Below are 24,121 nucleotides of genomic sequence, written 5' to 3' on the forward strand. Positions count from 1 at the left end.
GGCTTCGTCGACGCCTGGCGGTACGCGGTTGGTGATCAGGTCGAGCAGGAAAGCTTCTTCGCCTGCTGGCGGGTTTTTCAGCAGCTCGATCAGGCCTGCGGTTTGTTCGGCGGTCAGCGGCTGGGGCACGATACCCTGAGCGGCACGCTCTGCTACGTGTATGCGATAGGCTTCAAGCACAGTTATTACCCTCATCAGTGGTCCCAAAGGGTTGTCCGGGACGCGATCCAGAAAACCCTGAACCAGGCGCTTCGCGGCTTTATGGGCCCCTCAGCCGAGGTTTCAGAGGTTTCTTGCAGAAGCTGTTTTCAAAGTTTTACGCCGGCAGGACGGCTTGATGAGGGCTGGCGCAGGCACTTGAAAGGGTGTTCCAAGGGCCTGCGTCAACATCGTACCTGCAGGATCTACTGTGCTCGTGACGCTTTGAAAACAGCTTCCAACGGACATTGGCGCCTATAAAAGGCGGGCCGATTCTACTGGAAAGCTTGGATAAAGTTAAGCTAAAGCCCCGCGGCGAGCAGGTTGGGTAAATAGCTTGTCTGCTAAAGGGGTAGATGTAGAGAACGTCGGTGAAAAGCATGGTTTCCCTGCGGTTAAAGTAAGTAACCGGTCTTTTATCCATGCTGCAGCCAGGTGCGCGGTAGTTTTCATCCGGTCTGTCGACAGAGATGAACTGACTTAGACAAAGGGCTAACATGCCTGCCTTTCCGCCAGCATGTATCCCGCCTAGCCATGTCCAACCAGCGTATCAAAACCCCGTGTGTCGGCCTTTGCTCCACTGTCTACGGTGACTTGGTGTGCCGTGGCTGCAAGCGCTTTCACCATGAAGTGATCAACTGGAACAGTTATAACGACGAGGAGAAATACGCAGTCTGGCTGCGCCTCGAGGTGTTGTTGGTGCAGGTGATGACGGCCAAGCTGGAAGTCTTCGATGGTGCGCGCCTGCGCAGTCAGTTGGAGCAACGGAAAATTCGTTTCGTGCCGCAGCAGTCGCCTTATTGCTGGGCTTACCAACTGATTGCCCGCGGCGCACGGGCAATCAACCAGCTGGAAGCCTATGGCATGGTGTTGCTGCCCGAGTTTCGCGACTGGACCCTTCCCGAACTGCGTGATGCCATCGATCGCGAATTTTTCCTGCTCTCCGAGGCGCACTACGAGCGTTATATCGCCCCGAAATTTCTCCTGGAAGGTCTGCAGGCGCGCGATTGATGCGCAGGGCAGATAGGACAAGGCCACCGGAGTTGGTGGCCTTGTCCATGTGAGGCGAGCAATGCTCAGTCTTTCTCAGTGCTGTGCCACCAGTTCCTCGAGGTGGGCGATGATGTCGTCGGGCTTGAGTACCAGTACGTCGCAATCCAGCGCGTCGAGGATCACCTCGGCAGTATTGCCGATCAGCGCCCCGGACAGGCCGGTGCGGGCCACGGTGCCGATTACGGTGACTGCGGCATTCAACTGGTGGGCGACTTGTGGAATCAGCACGTCTGCCGGGCCTTCGGCGATATGCAGACGCTCCTCGGCGATGTCGTATTCGGCCTGGAAGGCCTTGCACTCATTGCGGTAGCGCGCCTCGATGGTTTCTTTCAGCTGGAAGGTCGGGTCTGCGGCCGACAGCATTGGCGCGGGGTGGGCGCTGATTACATGCAGGTTGGCCTTGGCCAGGGCGGCAATGTCATAGCCGTGGTTGACGATGCTGTCGTGCAGGGTGCGGTGCTCACCGTCGGCGTTACCGACATCGACCGCCGCGAGGATGGTGCCGCCAGCCCAGGGCTTGTCGGTTTTCACCATCAGCACCGGGGCCGGGCAATAGCGCAGCAGCTTCCAGTCGTCCGGGGTGAGCAGGGCCTTTTTCAGCGGATTGTCGGGAAAGTGCTGCTTGATCACCAAGCCACAGCCTTCGGCCTGCTGCACGGTGATGATGGTCTGGTGCAGGTTTTCATGCCAAGCCTGCTGGCTGGAAGTGCTGTACCCCTCCTTGTCGAGCGTGGCGCACAGGTCACGCAGATAGGCTGAGTGGTCATGCTTCTTGCCGCAGACCAGCAAGTGCAGGTGCGACTGGGTCACGCCAGCGATCAATTTGGCCCGCTTGAGTGCCAAGCCTTCGGGTCGCTCTGGTTCCATGACGACTAAAATGTTGCGAATGGCTTGCATGCTCGTCTCCGTCCGAAGTGGGTTGTGACTCGTAACACCTAACTATAGGTACAGCATAGATGCGGCAACAGCACAGTGCTGTTGACCGGTATCAACTGACCGGCTGGTCGCGCGCCGCTTCATTCGTATAATGGCCGGCCCAGCCCTTCAGACGAGGCTGCCATTGGATCTCGTGAGCTTATGCAACTGTTACCTGAAATTGAAGCCTTCCTGTTGTGCCCAACGCCTGACGCCTGGATTGCCCAAGCCTTGCAGAATCAGGACGTGATGCTGATAGATCACGCCAATTGTGAGAAGAAAGCCGCCTCAACGGCTTTGACCCTGCTTTTTCGCTATATCGAAAAGGCCGATTTGCAATATAACTTGTCGCGTTTGGCCCGTGAGGAACTGCGTCATTTCGAGCAGGTCGCAGCGCTGATGAAGAAGCGTGGGATCGCCTATCGTCCGGTCAGTGCTGCCCTGTATGCCCAGCGTCTGCACAAGCACATGCGCAGCAGTGAGCCACACAAGCTGGTGGATACCCTGATCGTCGGGGCTTTTATCGAAGCGCGCTCCTGTGAGCGGTTCGCTCGCCTGGCGCCGCATCTCGATGAGGAGTTGGGGCAGTTCTATCGCTCGCTGCTCAAGTCCGAGGCGCGGCATTATCAGGGCTACCTGAAAATGGCTCGCGATTATGCGAGCGGGCCGATCGATGAGCGGGTGGCCTATTTCGCCGAGGTCGAGCGAGATGCCATTCTCACCCCGGACGCTGAGTTTCGCTTCCACAGCGGTGCGGCGGCCGACTGAACGAAAAAACGCCCCGAGGGGCGTTTTTTGTGTCCAGGTCCCAGGTTTCTATCGATCGGACAGTTCGAACGGCGCCTGGCGAAAGCCCTGGTCGTCGACCTGCAAGGCCCAGCCTTGGCTGTCCCAGTCACCCAGGACAATCCGTCGGGCGGGCTGACCTGCCACTTGCAGTTGATGTACCGCGGGGCGGTGAGTGTGGCCGTGAATCAGCGTGCGCACGCCGTGGGCGGCCATGATCCGTGGCACCTCTGCCGGGGTGACGTCGACGATGCCGCTGGCTTTCATGCGGGTTTGCTCGCGGCTTTCCTTGCGCAGCTTGCGCGCCAGCTTGCGGCGGGTGCTCAGCGGCAGGTTGCGCAGGATGAACAGCGACAGCGGGTTGCGCAGCCAGCGACGCAGGCGCATATAGGCCTCATCCTGGGTGCACAGGCTGTCGCCGTGCATCAACAGGACTTTCTCCCCGCCGAGTTCGACCAGGCTGGGGTCGCGCAGCAGGGTGCAGCCGGCCTCTCGGCAAAAGGCCTGGCCAATCATGAAGTCGCGATTGCCGTGCATCAGGTAGATGCGCGTACCGTTGTCACTGAGCTGACGCAGGGCTTGGGCAATGCTGCGTTGAAAGGGGCTGATGGCGTCGTCGCCGATCCACACCTCGAAGAAGTCGCCAAGGATATACAGCGCCTCGGCTTCGCTTGCACGGCTCTCCAGAAAATGCAGAAACGCCCGGCTGATGTCCGGGCGCTCCTGTTCAAGATGCAGGTCGGAGATCAGCAGGATCACTCGACGATCTCGGCCTTCTCGATGATGACGTCGTCGACCGGCACGTCCTGGTGGCCGGACTTCATGGTGGTGGCAACGCTTTTGATGGCGTCGACCACGTCCATGCCTTCGACCACTTCACCGAAGACCGCATAGCCCCAGCCCTGAACGGTCGGTGCGCTGTGATTGAGGAAGCTGTTGTCGGCGACGTTGATGAAGAACTGCGCGGAGGCCGAATGCGGCTCCATGGTACGGGCCATGGCCACGGTGCCGATCTTGTTGGCCAGGCCATTGTTGGCTTCGTTCTTGATGGTTGCGCGGGTGGCTTTCTGCTTCATGCCTGGCTCGAAACCGCCGCCTTGCACCATGAAGTTGCTGATCACGCGGTGGAAGATGGTGCCGTCGTAATGACCTTCCTTCACGTATTGCTTGAAGTTGGCCACGGTTTCCGGGGCTTTGTCTTCGAACAGCTTGAGGGTGATGACGCCGTGGTTGGTGTGCAGCTTGATCATGTAGGTAATCGCTCTGTCGAGAAATCCAGCGGCCTGCTCAATATTGACACTGCGTTAGCGGTGCGCGGTGGATAGAGAACGGGCTCGTGGGCCTGTCAGGGGGTTGACAGCTTCGGCTATGATAAGCGCTTTGGTGCGACACGTGTGTACGTGTTGTGCTTGGTCTGGCCACTGCGCCTTGGCACCTAAACCCCTTGCTATCAAGGGGTTTGAAGCCTGAAATGCAGTCAATGCAGCTGGGCTTTCCTAGCACTGTGCCGTTCATGGATACATTCTTGTATCTATAGAGCGGACAAAAAAATGTGTTCGATTCGGTCCGAAAGGGTGCAGTGATCGACACAAATAGAGAGGTAGGTGGCAGTCCAGCCTGATTGGATTGTTACCAAATATGTCAAGCTAAGAGGGTGAATCCGCCCCCTTGGGTGCGTTTTCATCTTCTTGGCGTTGGCTATTTGAGCCCTTCGCCACCGTCGTGAGACGTGGGAGATGCATTGACCAAGCACGGAACGCAAGTTCCGAATCGCATTGCTCAGCTCTGCTTGTCTAGGGAGTACCGAGCCTGATGTGTACCCATCAGTTCACTAGATCGGCATGCGTCGGGGGCCAACCCCGGGGTGTGAAGCTCGATTAACAATGTCTCCTCTCCATGCGAGAAATTCGCTCCGGTGACGGCGTGTGTGATACGTCCGAATTGCACGGATGTATGGAGGCTAGTGACCTAACCCGCATGGCTAACACATGTGAATCGTCGGCTGAACCTTCGTAACTATCGATGGGCCTACGGCAATTATTGGCCCTAGCCAAAATGGCAATGCAGTTGGTCATCACAGTCAAAGTATGTGATGCGGTACCTCAACAGCTGCCGGGGGAAAGACGAAGCCTACACGGGGAATTGATGTGATTCGGGGAACGTGGCAATCCCGACCACTCGCCTTGCTGGTGACACAGGCAAGGCAGGCAAACCGCAAGGGGCGCTGATGAGTGTGGGGAATAGGAGGATGTAAAAAGCGAACGGCTGTCTGTAGTGGATGGCATACCGGTTGAAACATTACCGGCAGAGGCAACTCTGGCTGACGTGCATCTGGTTTACGAGCGCATGATGAGCCGCTGATTCCAGCGAAAACAAAGCGACCCTAGGGGTGGATTACGACCCCTAGGGGAGTAGTCCGTCCCGACTGTCGTATGACCTCGGGAGGACTGTATGAAAACGCAACCAGATCTACTGGTTACGGCTGCGCCCTCCAGCACAGCACTGAATTGGCACGATCTCGATTGGGCCGTCATTCAGTGTTCTGTTCGGAAAACGCAGCTAAAGATTGCGCAGGCAACAGGGGAAGGTAACTGGCGCAGGGTTAAACGCCTGCAACGGATGCTGACCCACTCGTTTTATGGCCGCTGTTTGGCTGTAAGGCGAGTCACGGAAAACCGGGGTCGCAAGACACCGGGAGTCGACGGAGAAACCTGGGGGTCGCCCCAGGCCAAGCTCCGTGCCGTGGGAAGTCTGTCGAAACAGCGAGGTTACCGGCCCAAACCGCTACGGCGGGTATGGATACCGAAACCTGGTAAGCAGGAGAAACGCCCGCTGGGCATCCCGACGATGTTGGATCGGGCCATGCAGGCATTGTTTCTTCAAGCACTAGAACCTGTCGTAGAAAGCACCAGCGACCCGAAAAGTTATGGCTTCCGCCCAGACCGGTCGACCGCTGATGCGATGGTTGAACTGTTCCACCTGCTGGCGCCACAAACAGCGGCAGTATGGATTCTGGAAGGGGATATCAAAGGGTTCTTCGACAACATCAATCATGAGTGGCTGTGCCAAAACGTCTGCATGGACAGGACGGTGCTGCGCAAATGGTTGAAAGCCGGGGTAGTCGACCGGCGACAACTCACGGCTACGGAGGCCGGGACACCACAGGGAGGAATCATTTCTCCCTGCTTGGCCAATGCCACCTTGAATGGCCTCGAAACTCAACTCAAAGCCTATTTGGCCAAGAAGTTGGGCATAGGGGTCGCCAAGAAAAGAAAAGTCCATGTGGTGCGCTATGCGGATGATTTCGTGATTCTGGCTGACTCGAAAGAGTTTCTGGACGCCGAGATCAAACCTTGGGTGGAACAATTCCTGTCTGTACGAGGGGTTGCGCTGTCTCAGGAGAAAACGCGGATCACCAGTATCACGATAGGCTTTGATTTTCTCGGGTGGAATTTCAGGAAATATGTGCCGAAATCCCCTTACAGGAAGGCCAAGCTGCTGATCAAACCATCGAAGAAGAACGTCTCGGCGTTTTATCGGAAAGTGCGGGAGATCATCAAAAACAGCGGGGCCATGACGCAGGAAGCGTTAATCGGTCAACTGAACCCGGTACTGAAAGGGTGGTCGCAATACCACTCGCCAGTCGTGGCAAAGCAAACCTTCAGCAAGCTGGATAGCCTCATTTTCTGGCGACTCTGGAGGTGGGCGAAGCGCAGGCATCCGAAGAAGTCCGCTGATTGGATTCGGAAGCGATACTTCCAATCTGTAGGCGGTCGGAACTGGGTGTTTGCGCATCCCTACAAGGATGGCAAGGGAGAAAAGCAGTACCGTCAGCTGTACAAGCTAGCGGAAACTGCAATCGTGCGTCACAAGCGTCTGCCGGGTGAATATCAGCCCTATGATGCCCAGCACGAACTGAAGTGGGAGGCGCTGAGAGTTCAACGGATGCAGCACAAGCTGCGTTATCGGGGACAGATTCTCAGCATCTTTCGCAGGCAGAAGGGTCTCTGTGCCCATTGTGGTCAAGCGATCAGCAAGGAAACCGGTTGGCACGACCACCACGTCATCAGGCGAGTGGACGGCGGATCGGACAATCTGAGCAATCGTGTGCTGCTTCATCCTAACTGCCATGCGCTGGCGCATAGCCAACAACTTAAGGTGACTCTGCGATTTAGCGGTCTGTAATGGTAAGATCGCGCGCACATTGTTGCCGGCCAGCCTCGGCTGGCTTCACGTAAACTTGAGCCGTATGCGGGGAAACTCGCACGTACGGTTCTTAGGGGGCCTTGGATCAGTAATGATCCGGGGCTACCCGACTATAAGTCGGCCTACCCTGTGCCGCGCACCTGCATGATCAAGGACCCCATGAGCAAGCCAGAGATTGTCGCCGCTTCGAACTTTCTTCGTCCCATCGTCCAGGCCGATCTGGACGCCGGCAAGCACACGAAAATCATCACCCGTTTCCCGCCGGAGCCCAACGGCTACCTGCATATCGGCCATGCCAAGTCGATCTGCCTGAACTTCGGCCTGGCCAAGGAGTTTGGCGGCGAGTGCAACCTGCGCTTCGACGACACCAACCCGGCCAAGGAAGACCAGGAATACATCGACGCGATCAAGAGCGACGTGCAGTGGCTGGGCTTCCAGTGGGCCGGCGAGGAGCGTTACGCCTCCAACTATTTCGACCAGTTACATGACTGGGCCGTCGAGCTGATCAAGGCCGGCAAGGCCTACGTCTGTGACCTGTCGCCCGATGAGGCGCGCCAGTACCGCGGCAATCTGACCGAGCCGGGCAAGAACAGCCCGTTCCGCGAGCGCTCGGTGGAGGAGAACCTCGAGCTGTTCGCCCGCATGAAGGCCGGCGAATTCCCCGATGGCGCGCGTGCCCTGCGCGCGAAAATCGACATGGCCTCGCCGAACATGAACCTGCGCGATCCGATTCTCTACCGCATCCGCCATGCCCATCACCATCAGACCGGTGACAAGTGGTGCATCTACCCGAGCTATGACTTTACCCATGGCCAGTCGGACGCCATCGAGGGTATTACCCACTCGATCTGCACCCTGGAGTTCGAGGATCATCGCCCGCTCTACGAGTGGTTCCTCGACAATCTGCCGGTGCCGGCCAAGCCGCGTCAGTACGAGTTCGCCCGTCTCAACCTGAACTACACCATCACCAGCAAGCGCCGGCTCAAGCAGTTGGTCGATGAGGGCCATGTGCAGGGTTGGGACGACCCGCGCATGTCGACCCTCAGCGGTTATCGTCGTCGCGGCTACACCCCGGGTTCGATTCGGACCTTCTGCGACATGGTCGGCGTCAATCGCGCTGGCGGCCTGGTGGATATCGGCATGCTCGAATTCGCCATTCGCGAAGACCTCGATGCCTCTGCCTCGCGAGCCATGTGCGTATTGCGCCCGCTGAAAGTAGTGATCACCAATTACCCCGAAGGTCAGGTGGAAAATCTCGAGCTGGCGCGCCATCCCAAGCAGGACATGGGCGTACGTCAGTTGCCGTTTGCCCGCGAGATCTATATCGACGCCGGCGACTTCGAGGAAGTCCCGCCTGCCGGTTTCAAGCGCCTGATTCCCGGTGGCGAAGCCCGCTTGCGTGGCAGCTACGTGATCCGTGCCGACGAGGCCATCAAGGACGCCGCGGGCAATATCGTCGAACTGCGCTGCAGCTACGACGAAAATACCCTGGGCAAGAACCCGGAGGGGCGCAAGGTCAAGGGCGTGATCCATTGGGTGCCGGCCGCTGCCAGCATCGAGTGCGAAGTGCGCTTGTACGACCGCCTGTTCCGCTCGCCGACCCCGGAAAAAGCAGAAGAGGGCAGCAGCTTCCTCGACAACATCAATCCCGAGTCGCTGGTGGTACTCAAGGGCTGTCGCGCCGAGCCGTCGCTGGCCCAGGCCCAGCCTGAGGAGCGCTTCCAGTTCGAGCGTGAAGGCTACTTCTGCGCCGACATCAAGGACAGCAAGCCCGGTGCCCCGGTGTTCAACCGGACCGTGACTCTGCGCGACTCCTGGGCCTAAAGCCCAGGCGCTCTGATTAGAACCGGGCCGGTACGCCGGCCCGTGGTTTCCAAGGATTCCCGATGCTCTCGATCTACAACACGCTGACCAAAAGCAAAGACGTCTTCAAACCGCTGCTGGACAACCAGGTGCGCATCTACGTGTGCGGCATGACGGTTTACGACTTCTGTCATATCGGTCATGCGCGGGTGATGGTGGCGTTCGATGTGGTGACCCGCTGGCTGCGCCATCGCGGCTATGAGGTGACCTATGTGCGCAATATCACCGACATCGACGACAAGATCATCAGGCGCGCCAACGACAATGGCGAGCCGTTCGAGGCCCTGGTCGAGCGCATGATCGCCGCGATGCACGAGGATGAGGCGCGCCTGAATGTGCTGCGTCCGGATCAGGAGCCGCGTGCCACCGAGCACATCGCCGGCATGCACGCGATGATCCAGACCCTGATCGACAAGGGCTTCGCCTACGCGCCGGGCAATGGCGACGTGTATTACCGGGTCGGCAAGTTCGTCGGCTATGGCAAGCTGTCGCGCAAGAAGATCGAAGACCTGAAAGTCGGTGCACGCATCGAAGTCGACGAAGCCAAGCAGGATCCGCTGGATTTCGTCCTGTGGAAGGGCGTCAAGCCCGGCGAGCCGAGCTGGCCGTCGCCCTGGGGCGCGGGCCGGCCGGGCTGGCACATCGAGTGCTCGGTGATGTCCACCTGCTGCCTGGGCGAGACCTTCGACATTCATGGCGGCGGCCCGGATCTGGTGTTCCCCCACCACGAAAACGAGATCGCGCAGAGCGAGGCGGCCACCGGCAAGCTCTACGCCAACGCCTGGATGCACGCCGGCGCGGTACGGGTGGATGGCGAGAAGATGTCCAAGAGTCTGGGCAATTTCTTCACCATCCGCGAGGTGCTGGAGAAGTACCACCCGGAAGTGGTGCGCTACCTGCTGGTGTCCAGCCACTACCGCAGCCCGATCAACTACTCGGAAGACAGCCTCAAGGAAGCCAAGGGCGCCCTAGAGCGTTTCTACAATGCGCTTAAGGGGTTGCCAGCAGTGCCTGCTGCCGGTGGCGAAGCCTTCGTCGAGCGTTTCGGTGCGGCCATGGACGACGACTTCAATTCGCCGGAGGCCTGCGCCGTGTTGTTCGAACTGGCCCGCGAGATCAACCGTCTGCGCGAAAGCGATCTGCAGGCCGCCGCCGGCCTGGCGGCACGCCTGAAGGAACTGGCCGGGGTGCTCGGCGTGTTGCAACTCGAACCCGAGGCTTTCCTTCAGGCCGGTGCCGCCGGCAAGGTCGATGCCGCCGAGGTTGAGGCGCTGATCGCCGCACGCCTGCAAGCCCGCGCCGAGAAGAACTGGGGCGAGTCCGACCGTATCCGCGATCAGCTAAGCGCCATGGGCGTGGTGCTGGAAGACGGCAAGGGTGGCACCACCTGGCGCTTGGCTGAATAGGCGACGGGGAAATTGAAAAAGGCCGCAATGCGGCCTTTTCCATGTTCAGGAAGCGGTAATCAAGGCGCCTTAATCAACTGCCGCATACATCTCCATCGTGCCTTGCAGGTATTTCAGGACCGTGTCGAAAGCGTCGTCATTCGAGCGCGCCAGCATGGTCTTGCTCTGCGGGTGAAGCGACTCCGGTACGGCATAGCCCAGGGCGATTTGCGATAGCACCAGGTCATCGTCGAGCTGGTTGCGCGAAGCGACGCGATGCTGCACCTGGGCAACCTCGGCATCGAACCAGTCGGAACCGGTATCAGCCTGTACCAGCGGTGTCGAGGCGGTGGCAAGAAGGGCGCCCGCAGCGATGAGAATTCGCATAGAAGATTTCATCATGGCCTCCGTTAGGCTGTATGGACGGCATCGATAACGCATCAATGACATCTTTATAACTATAGGATGCAGCGGAAGGCGCGTGGCGACCGCTCGGCGGTGGACGCAGCACCAGCCGCGTACTCGACGGCCTGCACGTCGCTGCCAGTCTCGCGGCATGCATGCTAGAAGGGCTCGGGTCGGTCCGCTGTTTGGCGGGCCGCTTTCGGGCGGCCTGGTTGTTTTTCGCAGGTCTATTGATTGAACGAAGCGATAGCCGTTGCGTCGCTCAATTCCATAGCCAGTTCCACACGCCAGGCAGGCGGGCATACTGCAGCGGGTCGCCCAGGGTGCGCTTCAGCGCCGCGTGTTCGAGAGCGTCGCGCTGGTCGTAGAACGGCTTGGTCGCGGTGGCCAGTCCCACGTCCGCGGCCACATCCAGGAGAATCTGCAGGTACTCCTGCATATGCCGTGCGGTGTAGGGGTTGAGGTCATGGAAGGTCACGACCACCGGGATGACGCCATCCACCACAGGCATGCTGCTGGCTTGGATCTGTGTCGCTATCAGTGCCAGTTGGGTGCGCAGGTTGCTGCGCCGGCGCAGGCTGCCGTTGATGCCCCAGGTCTTGCCATCGTTGGCACTCAGGTCGGTCAGCAGCAAATGCAGGCCATGGGCCCGATAGGCGGCGAAGGTGCGTTGGTTGTAATTCCAGAACGGTGGCCGTACCAGGCGCGGCGGCTTGCCGCTGACGGCACTGAGGTCGGCCACGCCATCGCGTAGCGACTGCTCCAGCTCGGTCGGGCTGAGGAAGCGGTGATTGGCGTGCCTGGGGGTGGCGGTGTGAAAACCCAGCAAGTGGCCGTCTTTCTGCTGCCGACGCAACAGCGCCTGCCCCTGAGCGCTGCCGCCGGCGTAGGGCGCGCGCGTCTGGATAAAGAACAGCGCCTTGATCCCGGGCTGGACGGGGTTGTCCGCCAGGGCGTCGAGAATCTGCCGGGTCGGGTTGACCCCCAGGCTCCCGCTCGGGCCGTCGTCGAAGCTCAGCAAAAAGCGTATCGGCGCAATTCCGGGTGATGGCTGGGGCGGTGGCGCGCTGACGCAGGCACTCAGCAGCACCAGCGCGACAATCACGCCGCCCCATGGACGCAGTTTGCGGGGCGCAGGGCAACACCATGCCAATGCTCGTGACGTGGCGGCTGTAAGGCGGGGGGTAAGACTCATCGGGGCGTTTTGACTCATGAAGACGGCGACGAAGGGTACAGCAGTCAGAACAGTTCGGTGGTTGCAGTGAGTGCCAGCAGCTGCTGGCTAACGACTGGAAACAGAAGGTCAGGCGCGAGCTGTTGGTGGGTTACTGAGTTCGACAGCCGTCGACGGTTATAGATCCATTGCCGCCGCTGAAGACCCTTGGGCGCGATGCGTTGTTGGCGGTTGCTGTTAATCCGTCGCTTAAGCGTCGTATCCGCGCTTGCCGTGCATGAACGCTGCGTGTCACACCTTCAAACCCTGCGCTCTCAAGCGCTTGTAAAGCGTATTCCGGCTCACTCCAAGAATTCGAGCCAGGTGCGAAATATTTCCGCCACACGCCTGGTACTGGCTCGCCAGGTCATCATCGCCGGCGGTCAATAAGCCTGTCTGCAGCGGTTGGCCATGCACCGACTCCCTGGTGTTCTCATCCTGTAGATCGGCGAAAAAATCATCCGGCAGATGCTCCGGTTGAATCGGCTGGTCGTCGGCCATGGCCAGGGCGATCTGCAGCACGCTGCTCAGTTGGCGCAGGTTGCCGGGCCAGGGGTGGCGTTCGAACAGTTGCATCACCTCGGCGCTGGGCTTGGCCCATTGCTGGGGTTCGCGTTGGTATTCCCAGATGCGTTGCACCATGGCGGCTTTGTCGGTGCGTTCGCGCAGCGGCGGCAGTTCCAGGTTGAGGCCACTGATGCGGTAATAGAGGTCCTGGCGGAACAGGCCGGCATCGACGTCGTGGCGCAGGGAGCGGTTGGTGGCGGAGATCAGGCGGATATCCACCGGGTAGAGTTCGCTGCTGCCCAGCGGTTGCACGCAGCGTTCCTGCAATACCCGCAGCAAGCGGGCTTGCACGCGTAGCGGCATGTCGCCGATTTCATCGAGAAACAGCGTGCCTTTGTGGGCCTTGCGAATCAGGCCGACGCTGCCTTTCTGGTTGGCGCCGGTGAAGGCGCCTTTCTCGTAGCCGAACAGTTCGGATTCCACCAGTTCGGCGGGGATGGCCGCGCAGTTGACTGCGATCAGTGCGTGTTTGGCGCGGGAGCTGGCGTGGTGCAGGGCTTTGACGAACACCTCCTTGCCGACGCCGGTTTCGCCGTGGACCAGGATCGGAATGTCTTTTTCCAGCAGGCGTTCGGCCTGGCGCACGGCTTTATCGACTCGTGGGTCGCCGAGGTTGATCGAGGCCAGGGTAAAGCCTTTGCTGTTGTCTTCGGGCTCGACGGGCGGACGGAAATCCCTGGCCTGGATCGGTGTCGGCTGATGCGGGCGTTTGACCTGGGCGTGGAAGCGGAAACGGCCACCGGCGCGCAGATTGAAGGGCAGGGCTTCGGGTTGATTGAGCAAGTGTTGCAGGGGCGCATCGAACAGGCTTTCGATATTCACCCGCGCCAGGCCGACGCCGAGCAGGCTGTCGGCGCGGCGGTTGGCCGAGACCACCTGGCCTTGGTCATCGAAAATCAGCAGCCCGGCCCAGGGGCTGTCGAGGTTGTCCAGGCTGGTATTGAAGCTGAGCTGGAAGTAGCGCTGCTGGAACAGGTTGAGGATCAGGCGATTTTCCACCGACTGGCTCATCATCTTGACCATGCCCAGGGTGTGGGAGGGCGGCAGGTAGCTGTCGCTGGAGACGTCCAGCACCGCGATCATCTGCCGCTGTTCGTCGAAGATCGGCGAGGCCGAGCCGGTCATGAAACGGTTGGCCTTGAGGAAGTGTTCATCGTGCTGGATATGCACCGGCTGGGCGCAGCTCAGGGCGGTGCCTATGGCATTGGTGCCGGTGTAGCGCTCCAGCCAGCTGGCCCCGGCGACGAAGCCGGGCGCACGACTGGGCTCGATGAAGCGTTGGTCGCCCCAGGACTGCAGTACCTGGCCCTGCTTGTCGGCGAGCATGATCAGGCAATTGGAATTGGCCAGGATGTTGCCGTAGTAGGGCAGCACTTCCTTATGGGTGGTGTGCACCAGGGCGTGCTGGCTTTCCAGCAGGGCAGAGACTTCGCCTGGGCTGGGCTGGGTGAAGATGGGCGTGCTCTGGTGAGTCAGGCCGAAGTCGCGGCAACGCGACCAGGAGTCCTGAATGATGGTCTCGTGGGGCAGGGCACTGGCAGCTTCAGCCATGACGAAGGTCTCGCAGTGGTCTTGTTGTTATGGGGGCTCGCTCTCTGTCGGGCCGTAGCCAGTGTCGCCTATGGCTGTTCAAAGTCAACGCTTCGACTGTTCAGTTGTTCATGATCGACTGTGCAAAATTGTTCATTTACGAAAATTGTGTGAACTGGGTAATTCAATAAATCATATATAAATCAGTCTATTAGGTTTTTATTAGGTGCTTGGCACGAAACTCGCCTTGTCACTGGACAGCTAGAAAGCAAATAACAAGAAAATAGGACGGCCCATGTCACTTACGCTTGAGCATGTCACGCGCATCATCGATCAGCAGGTGCACATCGACGACGCCTGCCTGAGTTTCGAACCCGGTTCCTTCAATGTGTTGCTCGGCCGCACCCTGTCCGGCAAGACCAGCCTGATGCGCTTGATGGCTGGCCTGGACAAGCCGAGCAGCGGGCGCATCCTGATGAATGGCGCGGACATGACCAATGTCTCGGTACGTCAGCGCAACGTCTCCATGGTTTACCAGCAGTTCATCAATTACCCGACCCTGACGGTGTTCGAGAACATCGCCTCGCCGCTGCGCCAAGCCGGGGTGAGCAAAGCCGAGATTCTGGAAAAGGTGCATGCCACGGCGAAGATGCTGCGCATCGAGGCCTTGCTCCAGCGCCATCCACTGGAGCTGTCCGGCGGCCAGCAGCAGCGTACGGCCATGGCCCGCGCCTTGGTCAAGGATGCCTCGCTGATTCTGTTCGACGAGCCGCTGGTCAACCTCGATTACAAGCTGCGCGAAGAGCTGCGCCAGGAGATGCGCGAACTGTTCGCCGCGCGTCATACCATCGCCATCTACGCCACCACCGAGCCGAACGAGGCCCTGGCCCTGGGCGGCACCACCACCATCCTGCACGAGGGGCGGGTGGTGCAGAGCGGCAGGACCGCCGAGGTCTATCACCAGCCGCAGCAGGTGCTGGCCGCCGAATTGTTCTCGGAGCCGGCGATCAACCTGATGCCGGGGCGCATCGGCGCCGCTGAAGTGAGCTTCGCCGACGCCGTGCATTTTCCGCTCAACTCCGATCTGAAAAGCATCGCCGAAGGCGAGTATCGCTTCGGCGTGCGTCCCAGCCATATCGGCCTGGTGCCATCCAACGACGACGACCTGGAGCTGGCGGTGACCGTCGAGCTGGCGGAAATCAGCGGCTCGGAAACCTTTCTGCATGTGCGCAACGAGCAGTTCGTGCTGGTGCTGCACCTGCCGGGCGTGCACGAGTACGACGTGGATACGCCGATCCTCATCTATATCCCGACCCACAAACTGTTCGTCTTCGAGGCCAATGGCCGCTTGATCCAGGCGCCGAGCCGCCGTTTAGCGAGGAGCGCCTGATGGCCGAGATACGCTTGCACAACCTGGCGCACAGCTACAGCCGCGCACCCAACGGTGATGGGGATTATGCGATCCGCGAGATGAACCATGTCTGGGCACAAGGCGGTGCCTATGCCTTGCTCGGCCCGTCCGGCTGCGGCAAGTCGACCCTGCTCAATATCATTTCCGGCTTGCTCAGCCCCTCCCATGGCGAGGTGCAGTTCGACGGCAAGGTGGTCAACCACCTGCACCCCGAGCAGCGCAATATCGCCCAGGTTTTCCAGTTTCCGGTGGTCTACGACACCATGACGGTGTTCGACAACCTGGCGTTTCCGCTGCGTAATCAGGGCATGAACGAGGCCAGGATCCTGGCCAAGGTCAACGAGATCGCCGAGGTGCTGGAGCTGCACCCGCTGTTGCGCAAGAGGGCTAGCAACCTCACCGCCGACGAGAAGCAGAAGGTCTCCATGGGCCGCGGCCTGGTGCGTGACGATGTGTCGGCGATCCTCTTCGACGAGCCGCTGACGGTGATCGACCCGCACCTGAAGTGGAAGCTGCGGCGCAAGCTCAAGCAGATCCACGAGCAGTTCAATATCACCATGGTTTACGTCACCCACGATCAGCTGGAGGCCTCGACCTTCGCCGACAAGATCGCGGTGATGTACGGCGGCCAGATCGTCCAGTTCGGCACCCCACGCGAGCTGTTCGAGCGGCCCAGCCACACCTTCGTCGGCTACTTCATCGGCAGCCCGGGGATGAATCTGATCGAGGTCAGCCGTTGCGAGGGCGGGGTGCGTTTCGCCGATACCGTGCTGCCGCTGTCACCGGCGCTGAATCAGCGCCTCGACGAGCTGCAGTGGACGTCCCTGAAAGTGGGCATTCGCCCCGAGTTCGTCCACGTCTGGGAGGGCTTCAACGAAGACGCCTTGTGCGGCGAAGTGGTGCATCTCGAAGACCTGGGCACTTACAAGATCCTCACCCTGCGCCTGGACGGGCAGTTGCTCAAGGTGCGCCTGCAGGAGGACCAGCCGGTGCCGCAGCAGCAGGTTTATCTGAGCTTCCCGGCGCAGTGGCTGATGCTCTATGCCGACGAATACCTGGTGGAAGTGTTACCGGCGCAACCTCAGTCGCAGTCATCGGAGGTGCAGCCATGAAGGTGCAGAACAACAAGGCCTGGTGGCTGGTATTGCCGGTGTTTCTGCTGGTGGCGTTCAGCGCCATCGTGCCGATGATGACGGTGGTCAACTACTCGGTGCAGGACATCTTCGACCATTCGACGCGCTATTTCGTCGGGGTCGACTGGTACAAGCAGGTGCTGCAGGACACGCGCCTGCATGACTCGTTGCTGCGCCAGTTCATATTTTCCGGCTGCGTGCTGCTGATCGAAATTCCCCTGGGCATCGCCATCGCCCTGTGCATGCCGACCAAGGGGCGCATGGCCTCGCTGGTGCTGATCGTCATGGCAATTCCCTTGCTGATCCCGTGGAACGTGGTCGGCACCATCTGGCAGATCTTCGGCCGCGCCGACATCGGCCTGATGGGCTGGACACTGAATGAACTCGGCATCGCCTACAACTATGCCTCCGATACGGGGGATGCCTGGGTCACGGTGCTGATCATGGACGTCTGGCACTGGACCTCGCTAGTGGCGCTGCTCTGCTATTCCGGGCTGCGGGCGATTCCCGATGTGTATTACCAGGCGGCGCGCATCGACCGCGCCTCGGCCTGGGCGGTGTTCCGGCATATCCAGTTGCCCAAGCTGAAAAGCGTGCTGTTGATCGCGGTGATGCTGCGCTTCATGGACAGCTTCATGATCTACACCGAGCCCTTCGTCCTCACCGGTGGCGGGCCGGGCAACGCCACCACCTTCCTCAGCCAGACCCTGACGCAGATGGCCATCGGCCAATTCGACCTGGGCCCGGCGGCGGCGTTCTCCCTGGTGTACTTCCTGATCATCCTGTTGGTGTCCTGGCTGTTCTATACCGCCATGACCCATAACGACAAGACCCGCTGAGGCCGACCATGACCCTACGTAAAAAAGTGGTGCTGGGGCTCTACGTCCTGTTCCTGCTGGTGCCCATCTATTGGCTGCTGAACATGTCGTTCAAGAGCAACACCGAGATCCTCGGTGGCCTGAGCATGTGGCCGCGCAGCTTCACCCTGGCCAACTACAAGGTGATCTTCACCGACCCGAGTTGGTACGAGGGCTACCTCAACTCGCTGTACTACGTGACCTTGAACACCCTGATCTCCCTGACGGTGGCGCTGCCGGCGGCCTATGCCTTCTCGCGCTACCGCTTCCTCGGCGACAAGCACCTGTTCTTCTGGCTGCTGACCAACCGCATGGCGCCGCCGGCGGTGTTCCTGCTGCCGTTCTTCCAGCTGTATTCCTCGATCGGCCTGTTCGATACCCATATCGCCGTGGCCCTGGCGCACTGCCTGTTCAACGTGCCGCTGGCGGTGTGGATTCTCGAGGGTTTCATGTCCGGGGTGCCGAAGGAAATCGACGAAACCGCCTATATCGACGGCTACAGCTTCCCGAAATTCTTCGTCAAGATTTTCATCCCGCTGATCGGCTCGGGCATCGGTGTCACCGCCTTCTTCTGCTTCATGTTCTCCTGGGTCGAGCTGCTGCTGGCGCGCACCCTGACCTCGGTCAACGCCAAACCCATCGCCGCGGTGATGACCCGCACCGTTTCGGCTTCCGGTATCGACTGGGGGGTGCTGGCCGCTGCCGGCGTGTTGACCATCCTGCCGGGCATGCTGGTGATCTGGTTCGTCCGCAACCACGTGGCCAAGGGCTTCGCCCTGGGCCGGGTCTAAGGAGCAAAGATTATGGATTGGATGGCTTGGACTCTACCCACTGCGCTGTTCTTCGGCGCTATCGCGACGATTCTGGCGGGTATGACCGTATGGGAACTGCGCTCCCCGTGCATCGAGCGCAAAGGCTTCTTGCCGATCAGCACCACCCGTGGTGATCGGCTGTTTATCGGTCTGCTGGGAAGCGCCTACCTGCACCTGCTGGTGGTGGGCACGACCGATTGGAGTGTCTGGATAGCCTCGGTGCTGTCCCTGTTCTGGCTGTTTGCAGTGATGCGTTGGGGCTAAGCCGGGCTGTCTTGCGGCGCGCCCGCTGGCTGGGCGCGGCCGTTTCCCGCTTGCCTCACCCCAAACCCTGAGATGGAGGTCTCTATGTTCGACAATAACAACAAAACCCGACATAGCATGGCGCTGGCTGCCTTGCTGACGTTGTCCGGATTGAGCGGCGCGGCCTGGGCGGATGCCTATGAGGAGGCGGCAAAGAAATGGATTGCCGATGAGTTCAGCCCCTCGACCTTGACCGCCGAGCAACAGCTCGAGGAACTGAAGTGGTTCATCAAGGCGGCGGAGCCGTTCCGCGGCATGGATATTAGCGTCGCTTCGGAAACCATCGCCACCCACGAGTACGAGTCCAAGGTGCTGGCCAAGGCCTTCAGCGAAATCACCGGGATCAAGCTCAAGCACGACCTGATGCAAGAAGGCGATGTGGTCGAGAAGCTGCAAACCCAGATGCAATCGGACAAGAATATCTATGACGGCTATATCAACGACTCGGATCTGATCGGCACCCACTTCCGCTACGGCAAGGCCGTGCCGCTGACCGACATGATGGCCGGCGACGGCAAGGATTTCACCTCGCCGACCCTGGACCTGGAAGATTTCATCGGCCTGGCGTTCACCACCGGGCCGGATGGCAAGCTGTATCAGCTGCCCGACCAGCAGTTCGCCAACCTCTACTGGTTCCGCGCCGACTGGTTCGAGCGCCCGGAGCTCAAGACCAAATTCAAGGACATCTATGGTTACGAGCTGGGTGTGCCGGTCAACTGGTCGGCCTATGAAGACATCGCCGAGTTCTTCTCCGAGAAGGTCAAGGAAATCGACGGCCAGCGCGTCTATGGACATATGGATTACGGCAAGAAGGATCCGTCCCTGGGCTGGCGCTTCACCGATGCCTGGTTTTCCATGGCCGGTGGCGGCGACAAGGGCCTGCCCAACGGCCTACCGGTGGACGAGTGGGGTATCCGGGTCGAGGGTTGCCGTCCGGTCGGTTCCAGCGTTGCCCGCGGCGGCGATACCAATGGCCCGGCGGCGGTCTATGCCACCACCAAGTACGTCGACTGGATGCGCCAATACGCGCCGCCGGAAGCCCAGGGCATGACCTTCTCCGAATCCGGCCCGGTGCCGGCGCAAGGCAGCATCGCCCAGCAGATCTTCTGGTACACCGCCTTTACCGCCGACATGACCAAGCCGGGCTTGCCGGTGGTCAACGAGGACGGTACGCCGAAGTGGCGCATGGCCCCGTCGCCGAAGGGGCCGTACTGGGAAGAGGGCATGAAGCTGGGCTACCAGGACGCCGGTTCCTGGACCTTCCTCAAGTCCACCCCGGACAAGCAGCGCCTGGCGGCCTGGCTGTACGCCCAGTTCGTGACCTCCAAGACCGTGTCGCTGAAGAAGACCCTGGTTGGCCTGACGCCGATTCGCGAGTCGGATATCAACTCACAAGCCATGACCGACGCCGCGCCGAAGCTCGGTGGTCTGGTGGAGTTCTACCGCAGCCCGGCACGGGTGCAGTGGACGCCGACCGGCACCAACGTACCGGACTACCCGCGTTTGGCCCAGCTGTGGTGGCAGTTCATTGCCGAGGCGGCCAGTGGCGACAAGTCGCCGCAAGAAGCGCTGGACGGTCTGGCGGCAGCCCAGGACACCATGCTCGGTCGCCTGGAGCGCGCCGGCGTGCTGGGTGAGTGCGGTCCCAAGCTGAATGAGGCAAAAGACCCGCAGTACTGGTTGGATCAGCCAGGCGCACCCAAGCCGAAACTGGCCAACGAAAAGCCCAAGGGCGAAACCATCAATTACAACGAGCTGCTCAAGTCCTGGGAACAGGCGCGTGATTGATAGTTAACAGGTAATAAAAAACGGCACCCTCGGGTGCCGTTTTTCATGACCGCCGAGCACGTTACTTGTGCAGGTGCTCGGCCGCGTGCAGGGTGTTTTCCAGCAGGCAGGCACGGGTCATGGGGCCAACGCCGCCGGGTACCGGCGTGATCCAGCCGGCGCGGGGCAGGGCTGCGTCATACTCCACGTCGCCGATCAGCTTGCCGTCCGCCTGGCGGTTGATCCCGACATCGATGACGATGGCACCCGGCTTGATCCACTCGCCCTTGACCAGGCCTGGTTTGCCGGCGGCCACCACGACGATATCGGCCTGTGCCACATGGCTGGCCAGGTTCTTGGTGAAACGATGGGTGATGGTGACGGTGCAACCGGCCAGCAGCAGTTCCATGGCCATGGGGCGGCCAACGATATTCGAAGCCCCGACCACCACGGCATGCAGGCCATACAGATCCACCCCGGTGCTGTGCAGCAGGGTCATGATGCCTTTGGGTGTGCAGGGGCGCAGCAGCGGCATGCGCTGGGCCAGGCGGCCGATGTTGTAGGGATGGAAGCCGTCGACATCTTTATCCGGGCGGATATGCTCGAGCAATAAAGACGCATCCAGGCTTTCCGGCAGCGGCAGCTGCACCAGGATGCCGTCAATGCTCGGGTCATCGTTCAAGCGTTCGATCAGCGCCAGAAGCTCGCTCTGGCTGGTGCTGGCGGAAAGGTCGTAAGCCTGGGAAACGAAGCCGACCTCTTCGCAGTCTTTGCGTTTGTGCGAGACGTAGACCTGAGAGGCAGGATCGCTGCCGACCAGAATCACCGCGAGGCCGGGCGCTCGCAGACCTTGCTGGCGCCTTTCGGCGACCCGTTTGGCGATCTGCTGGCGGAGGCTGGCGGCGATCGCTTTGCCATCGATCAGTTGTGCGGTCATTGCGCTTGGTTAACCATTGGAAAGGATTGAAAAAGGAGGCGCATTCTCGCATGGCGAAACCCCAGGGCAAAGGCGCGTGCGAGAGTTTTCGCGTAACTCCTTTATATAGCTGAATTTTTTTATATTTCCCTGTTGACGTGTTATCGACGCCTCTATAACATTCGCCCCGCTTGTCGAGCACAGCCAGTCGCTGGGTAAGACGGCAAACGCAGGGGTCGCAAGGTTTCTGCTGCAGCCGAAAGCTTTAAGTCTGCTCTTGCAGATGGATAGGCGCCCGTAGCTCAGCTGGATAGAGCATCCGCCTTCTAAGCGGATGGTCGCAGGTTCGAGTCCTGCCGGGCGTGCCATTTGGCAGCTTTGGCGCAAGTAAATGCAATATGGTGGGCGTAGCTCAGTTGGTAGAGCGCAGGATTGTGACTCCTGTTGTCGTGGGTTCGATCCCCATCGTCCACCCCATATTAAAAGGCGCCAGGTCAAAAGCCTGGCGTTTTTGTTTGAAAGCCTTACCACGCGGACGTGGTGGAATTGGTAGACACACTGGATTTAGGTTCCAGCGCCGCAAGGTGTGAGAGTTCGAGTCTCTCCGTCCGCACCATCTTTTAGCTCCCTCCCGTTTGCCGCTAGCATCTAGGGTGACTTCTGCAAATTGACCCTCTAGAATGCATGCCCTTGATTCGGGGCCGGTAAACGGCCGGCCTATGTCTGTGCAACGAGGAATACCCATGCAAGTTTCTGTTGAAAGCACTTCTGCTCTTGAGCGTCGCATGACCGTCGGCGTTCCCGTCGAGCGCATCGAGACTGAAGTCAACAAGCGTCTGCAGCAGACTGCCCGCAAGGCTAAAGTTGCCGGCTTCCGTCCTGGCAAGGTGCCGATGAGCGTCATTCGTCAGCGCTACGAAGACGCCGCTCGTCAGGAAGCCCTGGGCGACCTGATTCAGGCTACCTTCTATGAGGCCGTGGTCGAGCAGAAGCTCAATCCGGCGGGTTCTCCGGCCGTCGAGCCGAAAACCTTCGAGAAGGGCAAGGACCTGGAGTACGTCGCGATCTTCGAAGTCTTCCCGGAATTCCAGGTGGCTGGCCTCGAAACCATTGCCATCGAGCGCCTTCAGGCCGATGTGGCTGATGCCGATCTGGACAACATGCTGGAAATTCTGCGCAAGCAGAACACCCGCTTCGAGGTGGTCGAGCGTGCTGCCGAAAATGGCGACCAGCTGAATATCGATTTCGCTGGCAAGATCGACGGTGAAGCCTTCGCTGGTGGCTCGGCCACCGGTTCTCAGTTGGTGCTGGGCTCCGGGCGCATGATCCCCGGCTTCGAAGATGCCCTGGTCGGCGCCAAGGCCGGTGATGTGCGGGTGATCAATCCGGTATTCCCTGAGGATTACCAGAATCTCGATCTGGCCGGTAAAACTGCCGAGTTCACGGTTACCGTGAACAGCGTTTCCGCACCCCAGTTGCCTGAGCTCAACGACGAGTTCTTCGCCCAGTTCGGTGTCAAGGACGGCGGTCTGGAAGGCTTCCGCGCTGAAGTGCGCAAGAACATGGAGCGCGAGCTGCGTCAGGCCATCAAGTCCAAGGTGAAGAACCAGGTGATGGACGGTCTGCTGGCTGCCAATCCGATCGAAGTGCCCAAGTCGCTGATCGGCAACGAAGTCAATCGTCTGCGCGTGCAGGCTGTGCAGCAGTTCGGTGGCAACATCAAGCCCGAACAACTGCCGGCGGAGCTGTTCGAAGAACAGGCCAAGCGTCGCGTTGTGCTGGGTCTGATCGTTGCCGAAGTGGTCAAGCAGTTCGAGCTCAAGCCTGATGATGCTCGTGTACGCGAGATGATTCAGGAAATGGCCTCGGCTTACCAAGAGCCTGAGCAGGTTGTGGCCTGGTACTACAAAAACGACCAGCAAATGAACGAAGTCCGTTCGGTTGTGCTGGAAGAGCAAGTTGTAGATACTGTTTTGCAGAAGGCTAATGTGACCGATAAAGCGGTCTCTTACGAAGAAGCTGTCAAGCCGGTGGAAGCTCCGCAAGCCGCCTGATTTCTTTACCTCGTTCGAGCACACCATAAGCCAGCCAACGTGCTGGCTTATGCGTATTTGATACATGACTGTTAGGGAGCGAGTGCAAGAAATGTCCCGCAATCCTTTTATGCAACAAATGCCAGACATCCAGGCCGCTGGCGGCTTGGTGCCCATGGTCATCGAACAGACGGCCCGCGGTGAGCGCGCCTATGACATCTACTCGCGCCTGCTCAAGGAGCGCGTGATCTTTCTGATTGGCCCGGTCGAAGACTACATGGCCAATCTGGTAGCTGCGCAGCTGTTGTTCCTGGAAGCGGAAAACCCGGACAAGGACATCCATCTGTATATCAACTCGCCAGGTGGTTCGGTGACCGCAGGCATGTCGATCTACGACACCATGCAGTTCATTCGACCGGATGTGTCGACTATCTGCATCGGTCAGGCGTGCAGCATGGGTGCCTTGCTGCTCACTGCTGGTGCTGCCGGCAAGCGTTTCTGCCTGCCGCACTCGCGGATGATGATCCATCAGCCGTTGGGTGGTTTTCAGGGGCAGGCCTCGGATATCGAGATTCATGCTCGCGAAATCCTGACCATTCGTGATCGCCTGAACAACGTGCTGGCTGCTCACACCGGCCAGCCGCTGGATGTGATTGCCCGTGATACCGATCGCGACAATTTCATGAGCGGTGAAACGGCGGTTGCCTATGGTCTTATCGACAAGGTTCTCGATAAGCGCCTGGCTTCCAGCTAATTAGCGCCGATCAT

The 24,121-nt window shown here is 59.9% G+C and carries 21 protein-coding genes and 3 tRNA genes; 16 read left to right on the top strand and 8 right to left on the bottom strand.

Annotated features, from left to right (window positions below):
- A partial coding sequence (locus G9C89_RS22035; protein WP_172152390.1) for a hypothetical protein occupies positions 1-180 on the bottom strand: 180 nt, incomplete at its 3' end.
- 552 nt (positions 181-732) lie between these two features.
- Here G9C89_RS22035 and G9C89_RS22040 point away from each other — a divergent pair.
- Entirely contained in the window at positions 733-1,209 is a 477-nt protein-coding gene (locus G9C89_RS22040; RefSeq protein ID WP_172152264.1) for a DUF1289 domain-containing protein, read from the top strand.
- Between the two features lie 75 nt (positions 1,210-1,284).
- Here the strand turns inward: G9C89_RS22040 and G9C89_RS22045 are convergent, their stop codons facing one another.
- Positions 1,285-2,148, bottom strand: coding sequence for a universal stress protein (locus G9C89_RS22045; protein WP_172152266.1), 864 nt, complete (start codon positions 2,146-2,148; stop codon positions 1,285-1,287).
- A 180-nt stretch (positions 2,149-2,328) separates the two neighbouring features.
- Here G9C89_RS22045 and miaE point away from each other — a divergent pair, with 180 nt between their 5' ends.
- On the top strand, positions 2,329-2,934 hold the full coding sequence (gene miaE / locus G9C89_RS22050) for a tRNA-(ms[2]io[6]A)-hydroxylase (RefSeq protein WP_172152268.1): 606 nt from the start codon (positions 2,329-2,331) through the stop codon (positions 2,932-2,934).
- Positions 2,935-2,982: 48 nt separating this feature from the next.
- On the opposite strand, the gene lpxH is transcribed toward miaE, so the two are convergent.
- The gene (lpxH, locus tag G9C89_RS22055; RefSeq protein WP_172152270.1) at positions 2,983-3,711 is read right to left on the bottom strand and encodes a UDP-2,3-diacylglucosamine diphosphatase; all 729 of its coding nucleotides are present in this window, start codon (positions 3,709-3,711) and stop codon (positions 2,983-2,985) included.
- Complete coding sequence (locus tag G9C89_RS22060) at positions 3,708-4,202, bottom strand: peptidylprolyl isomerase (RefSeq protein ID WP_172152272.1); 495 nt, start codon at positions 4,200-4,202, stop codon at positions 3,708-3,710. The genes lpxH and G9C89_RS22060 overlap by 4 nt, the downstream gene beginning before the upstream one ends.
- A 1,201-nt stretch (positions 4,203-5,403) precedes the next feature.
- Here G9C89_RS22060 and ltrA point away from each other — a divergent pair.
- The 3 genes from ltrA to cysS all read left to right on the top strand — a co-directional run bounded on the left by ltrA (position 5,404) and on the right by cysS (position 10,427).
- Positions 5,404-7,137, top strand: coding sequence for a group II intron reverse transcriptase/maturase (gene ltrA / locus G9C89_RS22065; RefSeq protein WP_172152274.1), 1,734 nt, complete (start codon positions 5,404-5,406; stop codon positions 7,135-7,137).
- Between the two features lie 180 nt (positions 7,138-7,317).
- A complete protein-coding gene (locus G9C89_RS22070; protein WP_172152276.1) occupies positions 7,318-8,982 on the top strand; it encodes a glutamine--tRNA ligase/YqeY domain fusion protein in 1,665 nt (554 codons plus the stop codon).
- 62 nt (positions 8,983-9,044) lie between these two features.
- Positions 9,045-10,427, top strand: coding sequence for a cysteine--tRNA ligase (gene cysS / locus G9C89_RS22075; protein ID WP_172152278.1), 1,383 nt, complete (start codon positions 9,045-9,047; stop codon positions 10,425-10,427).
- Positions 10,428-10,496: 69 nt separating this feature from the next.
- Here the strand turns inward: cysS and G9C89_RS22080 are convergent, their stop codons facing one another.
- The 3 genes from G9C89_RS22080 to G9C89_RS22090 form a co-directional block, all read right to left on the bottom strand.
- Positions 10,497-10,805: a hypothetical protein gene (locus G9C89_RS22080; RefSeq protein WP_172152280.1), complete on the bottom strand. Its 309-nt coding sequence runs from the start codon at positions 10,803-10,805 to the stop codon at positions 10,497-10,499.
- 268 nt (positions 10,806-11,073) lie between these two features.
- On the bottom strand, positions 11,074-11,916 hold the full coding sequence (locus tag G9C89_RS22085) for a polysaccharide deacetylase family protein (RefSeq protein WP_390623858.1): 843 nt from the start codon (positions 11,914-11,916) through the stop codon (positions 11,074-11,076).
- 360 nt (positions 11,917-12,276) lie between these two features.
- Positions 12,277-14,142 (bottom strand): sigma-54-dependent Fis family transcriptional regulator, encoded by a 1,866-nt coding sequence (locus G9C89_RS22090; protein WP_172152284.1) that lies wholly within the window; start codon positions 14,140-14,142, stop codon positions 12,277-12,279.
- A 274-nt stretch (positions 14,143-14,416) separates the two neighbouring features.
- On the opposite strand from G9C89_RS22090, the gene G9C89_RS22095 reads away from it, so the two are divergent.
- From G9C89_RS22095 to G9C89_RS22120, 6 genes are all read left to right on the top strand, one after another.
- Complete coding sequence (locus tag G9C89_RS22095) at positions 14,417-15,511, top strand: ABC transporter ATP-binding protein (protein WP_172152286.1); 1,095 nt, start codon at positions 14,417-14,419, stop codon at positions 15,509-15,511.
- A complete protein-coding gene (locus G9C89_RS22100) occupies positions 15,511-16,644 on the top strand; it encodes an ABC transporter ATP-binding protein (protein WP_172152288.1) in 1,134 nt (377 codons plus the stop codon). Before G9C89_RS22095 ends, G9C89_RS22100 begins: the two co-directional genes overlap by 1 nt.
- Positions 16,641-17,504 carry a carbohydrate ABC transporter permease gene (locus G9C89_RS22105; RefSeq protein WP_172152290.1) on the top strand — a complete coding sequence of 288 codons (864 nt, stop codon included), beginning with the start codon at positions 16,641-16,643 and terminating at the stop codon, positions 17,502-17,504. The genes G9C89_RS22100 and G9C89_RS22105 overlap by 4 nt, the downstream gene beginning before the upstream one ends.
- A gap of 8 nt (positions 17,505-17,512) precedes the next feature.
- On the top strand, positions 17,513-18,313 hold the full coding sequence (locus G9C89_RS22110) for a carbohydrate ABC transporter permease (RefSeq protein WP_172152292.1): 801 nt from the start codon (positions 17,513-17,515) through the stop codon (positions 18,311-18,313).
- Positions 18,314-18,325: 12 nt separating this feature from the next.
- On the top strand, positions 18,326-18,598 hold the full coding sequence (locus G9C89_RS22115) for a DUF2160 domain-containing protein (protein WP_172152294.1): 273 nt from the start codon (positions 18,326-18,328) through the stop codon (positions 18,596-18,598).
- A gap of 84 nt (positions 18,599-18,682) precedes the next feature.
- Entirely contained in the window at positions 18,683-20,425 is a 1,743-nt protein-coding gene (locus tag G9C89_RS22120; RefSeq protein ID WP_172152296.1) for an ABC transporter substrate-binding protein, read from the top strand.
- 61 nt (positions 20,426-20,486) lie between these two features.
- On the opposite strand, the gene folD is transcribed toward G9C89_RS22120, so the two are convergent.
- Positions 20,487-21,341 carry a bifunctional methylenetetrahydrofolate dehydrogenase/methenyltetrahydrofolate cyclohydrolase FolD gene (gene folD / locus G9C89_RS22125; protein ID WP_172152298.1) on the bottom strand — a complete coding sequence of 285 codons (855 nt, stop codon included), beginning with the start codon at positions 21,339-21,341 and terminating at the stop codon, positions 20,487-20,489.
- A gap of 270 nt (positions 21,342-21,611) precedes the next feature.
- On the opposite strand from folD, the gene G9C89_RS22130 reads away from it, so the two are divergent.
- The 5 genes from G9C89_RS22130 to clpP all read left to right on the top strand — a co-directional run bounded on the left by G9C89_RS22130 (position 21,612) and on the right by clpP (position 24,107).
- A tRNA-Arg gene (locus tag G9C89_RS22130) sits at positions 21,612-21,688 on the top strand.
- 33 nt (positions 21,689-21,721) lie between these two features.
- A tRNA-His gene (locus G9C89_RS22135) sits at positions 21,722-21,797 on the top strand.
- A gap of 54 nt (positions 21,798-21,851) precedes the next feature.
- Positions 21,852-21,936, top strand: a tRNA-Leu gene (locus G9C89_RS22140).
- A 127-nt stretch (positions 21,937-22,063) separates the two neighbouring features.
- Positions 22,064-23,374 carry a trigger factor gene (gene tig / locus G9C89_RS22145; RefSeq protein ID WP_172152300.1) on the top strand — a complete coding sequence of 437 codons (1,311 nt, stop codon included), beginning with the start codon at positions 22,064-22,066 and terminating at the stop codon, positions 23,372-23,374.
- 91 nt (positions 23,375-23,465) lie between these two features.
- Positions 23,466-24,107: an ATP-dependent Clp endopeptidase proteolytic subunit ClpP gene (gene clpP, locus G9C89_RS22150; protein WP_172152302.1), complete on the top strand. Its 642-nt coding sequence runs from the start codon at positions 23,466-23,468 to the stop codon at positions 24,105-24,107.
- Positions 24,108-24,121: the final 14 nt, after the last annotated feature.

Source organism: Pseudomonas tumuqii (assembly GCF_013184545.1).
GTDB classification, from domain to species: domain Bacteria; phylum Pseudomonadota; class Gammaproteobacteria; order Pseudomonadales; family Pseudomonadaceae; genus Aquipseudomonas; species Aquipseudomonas tumuqii.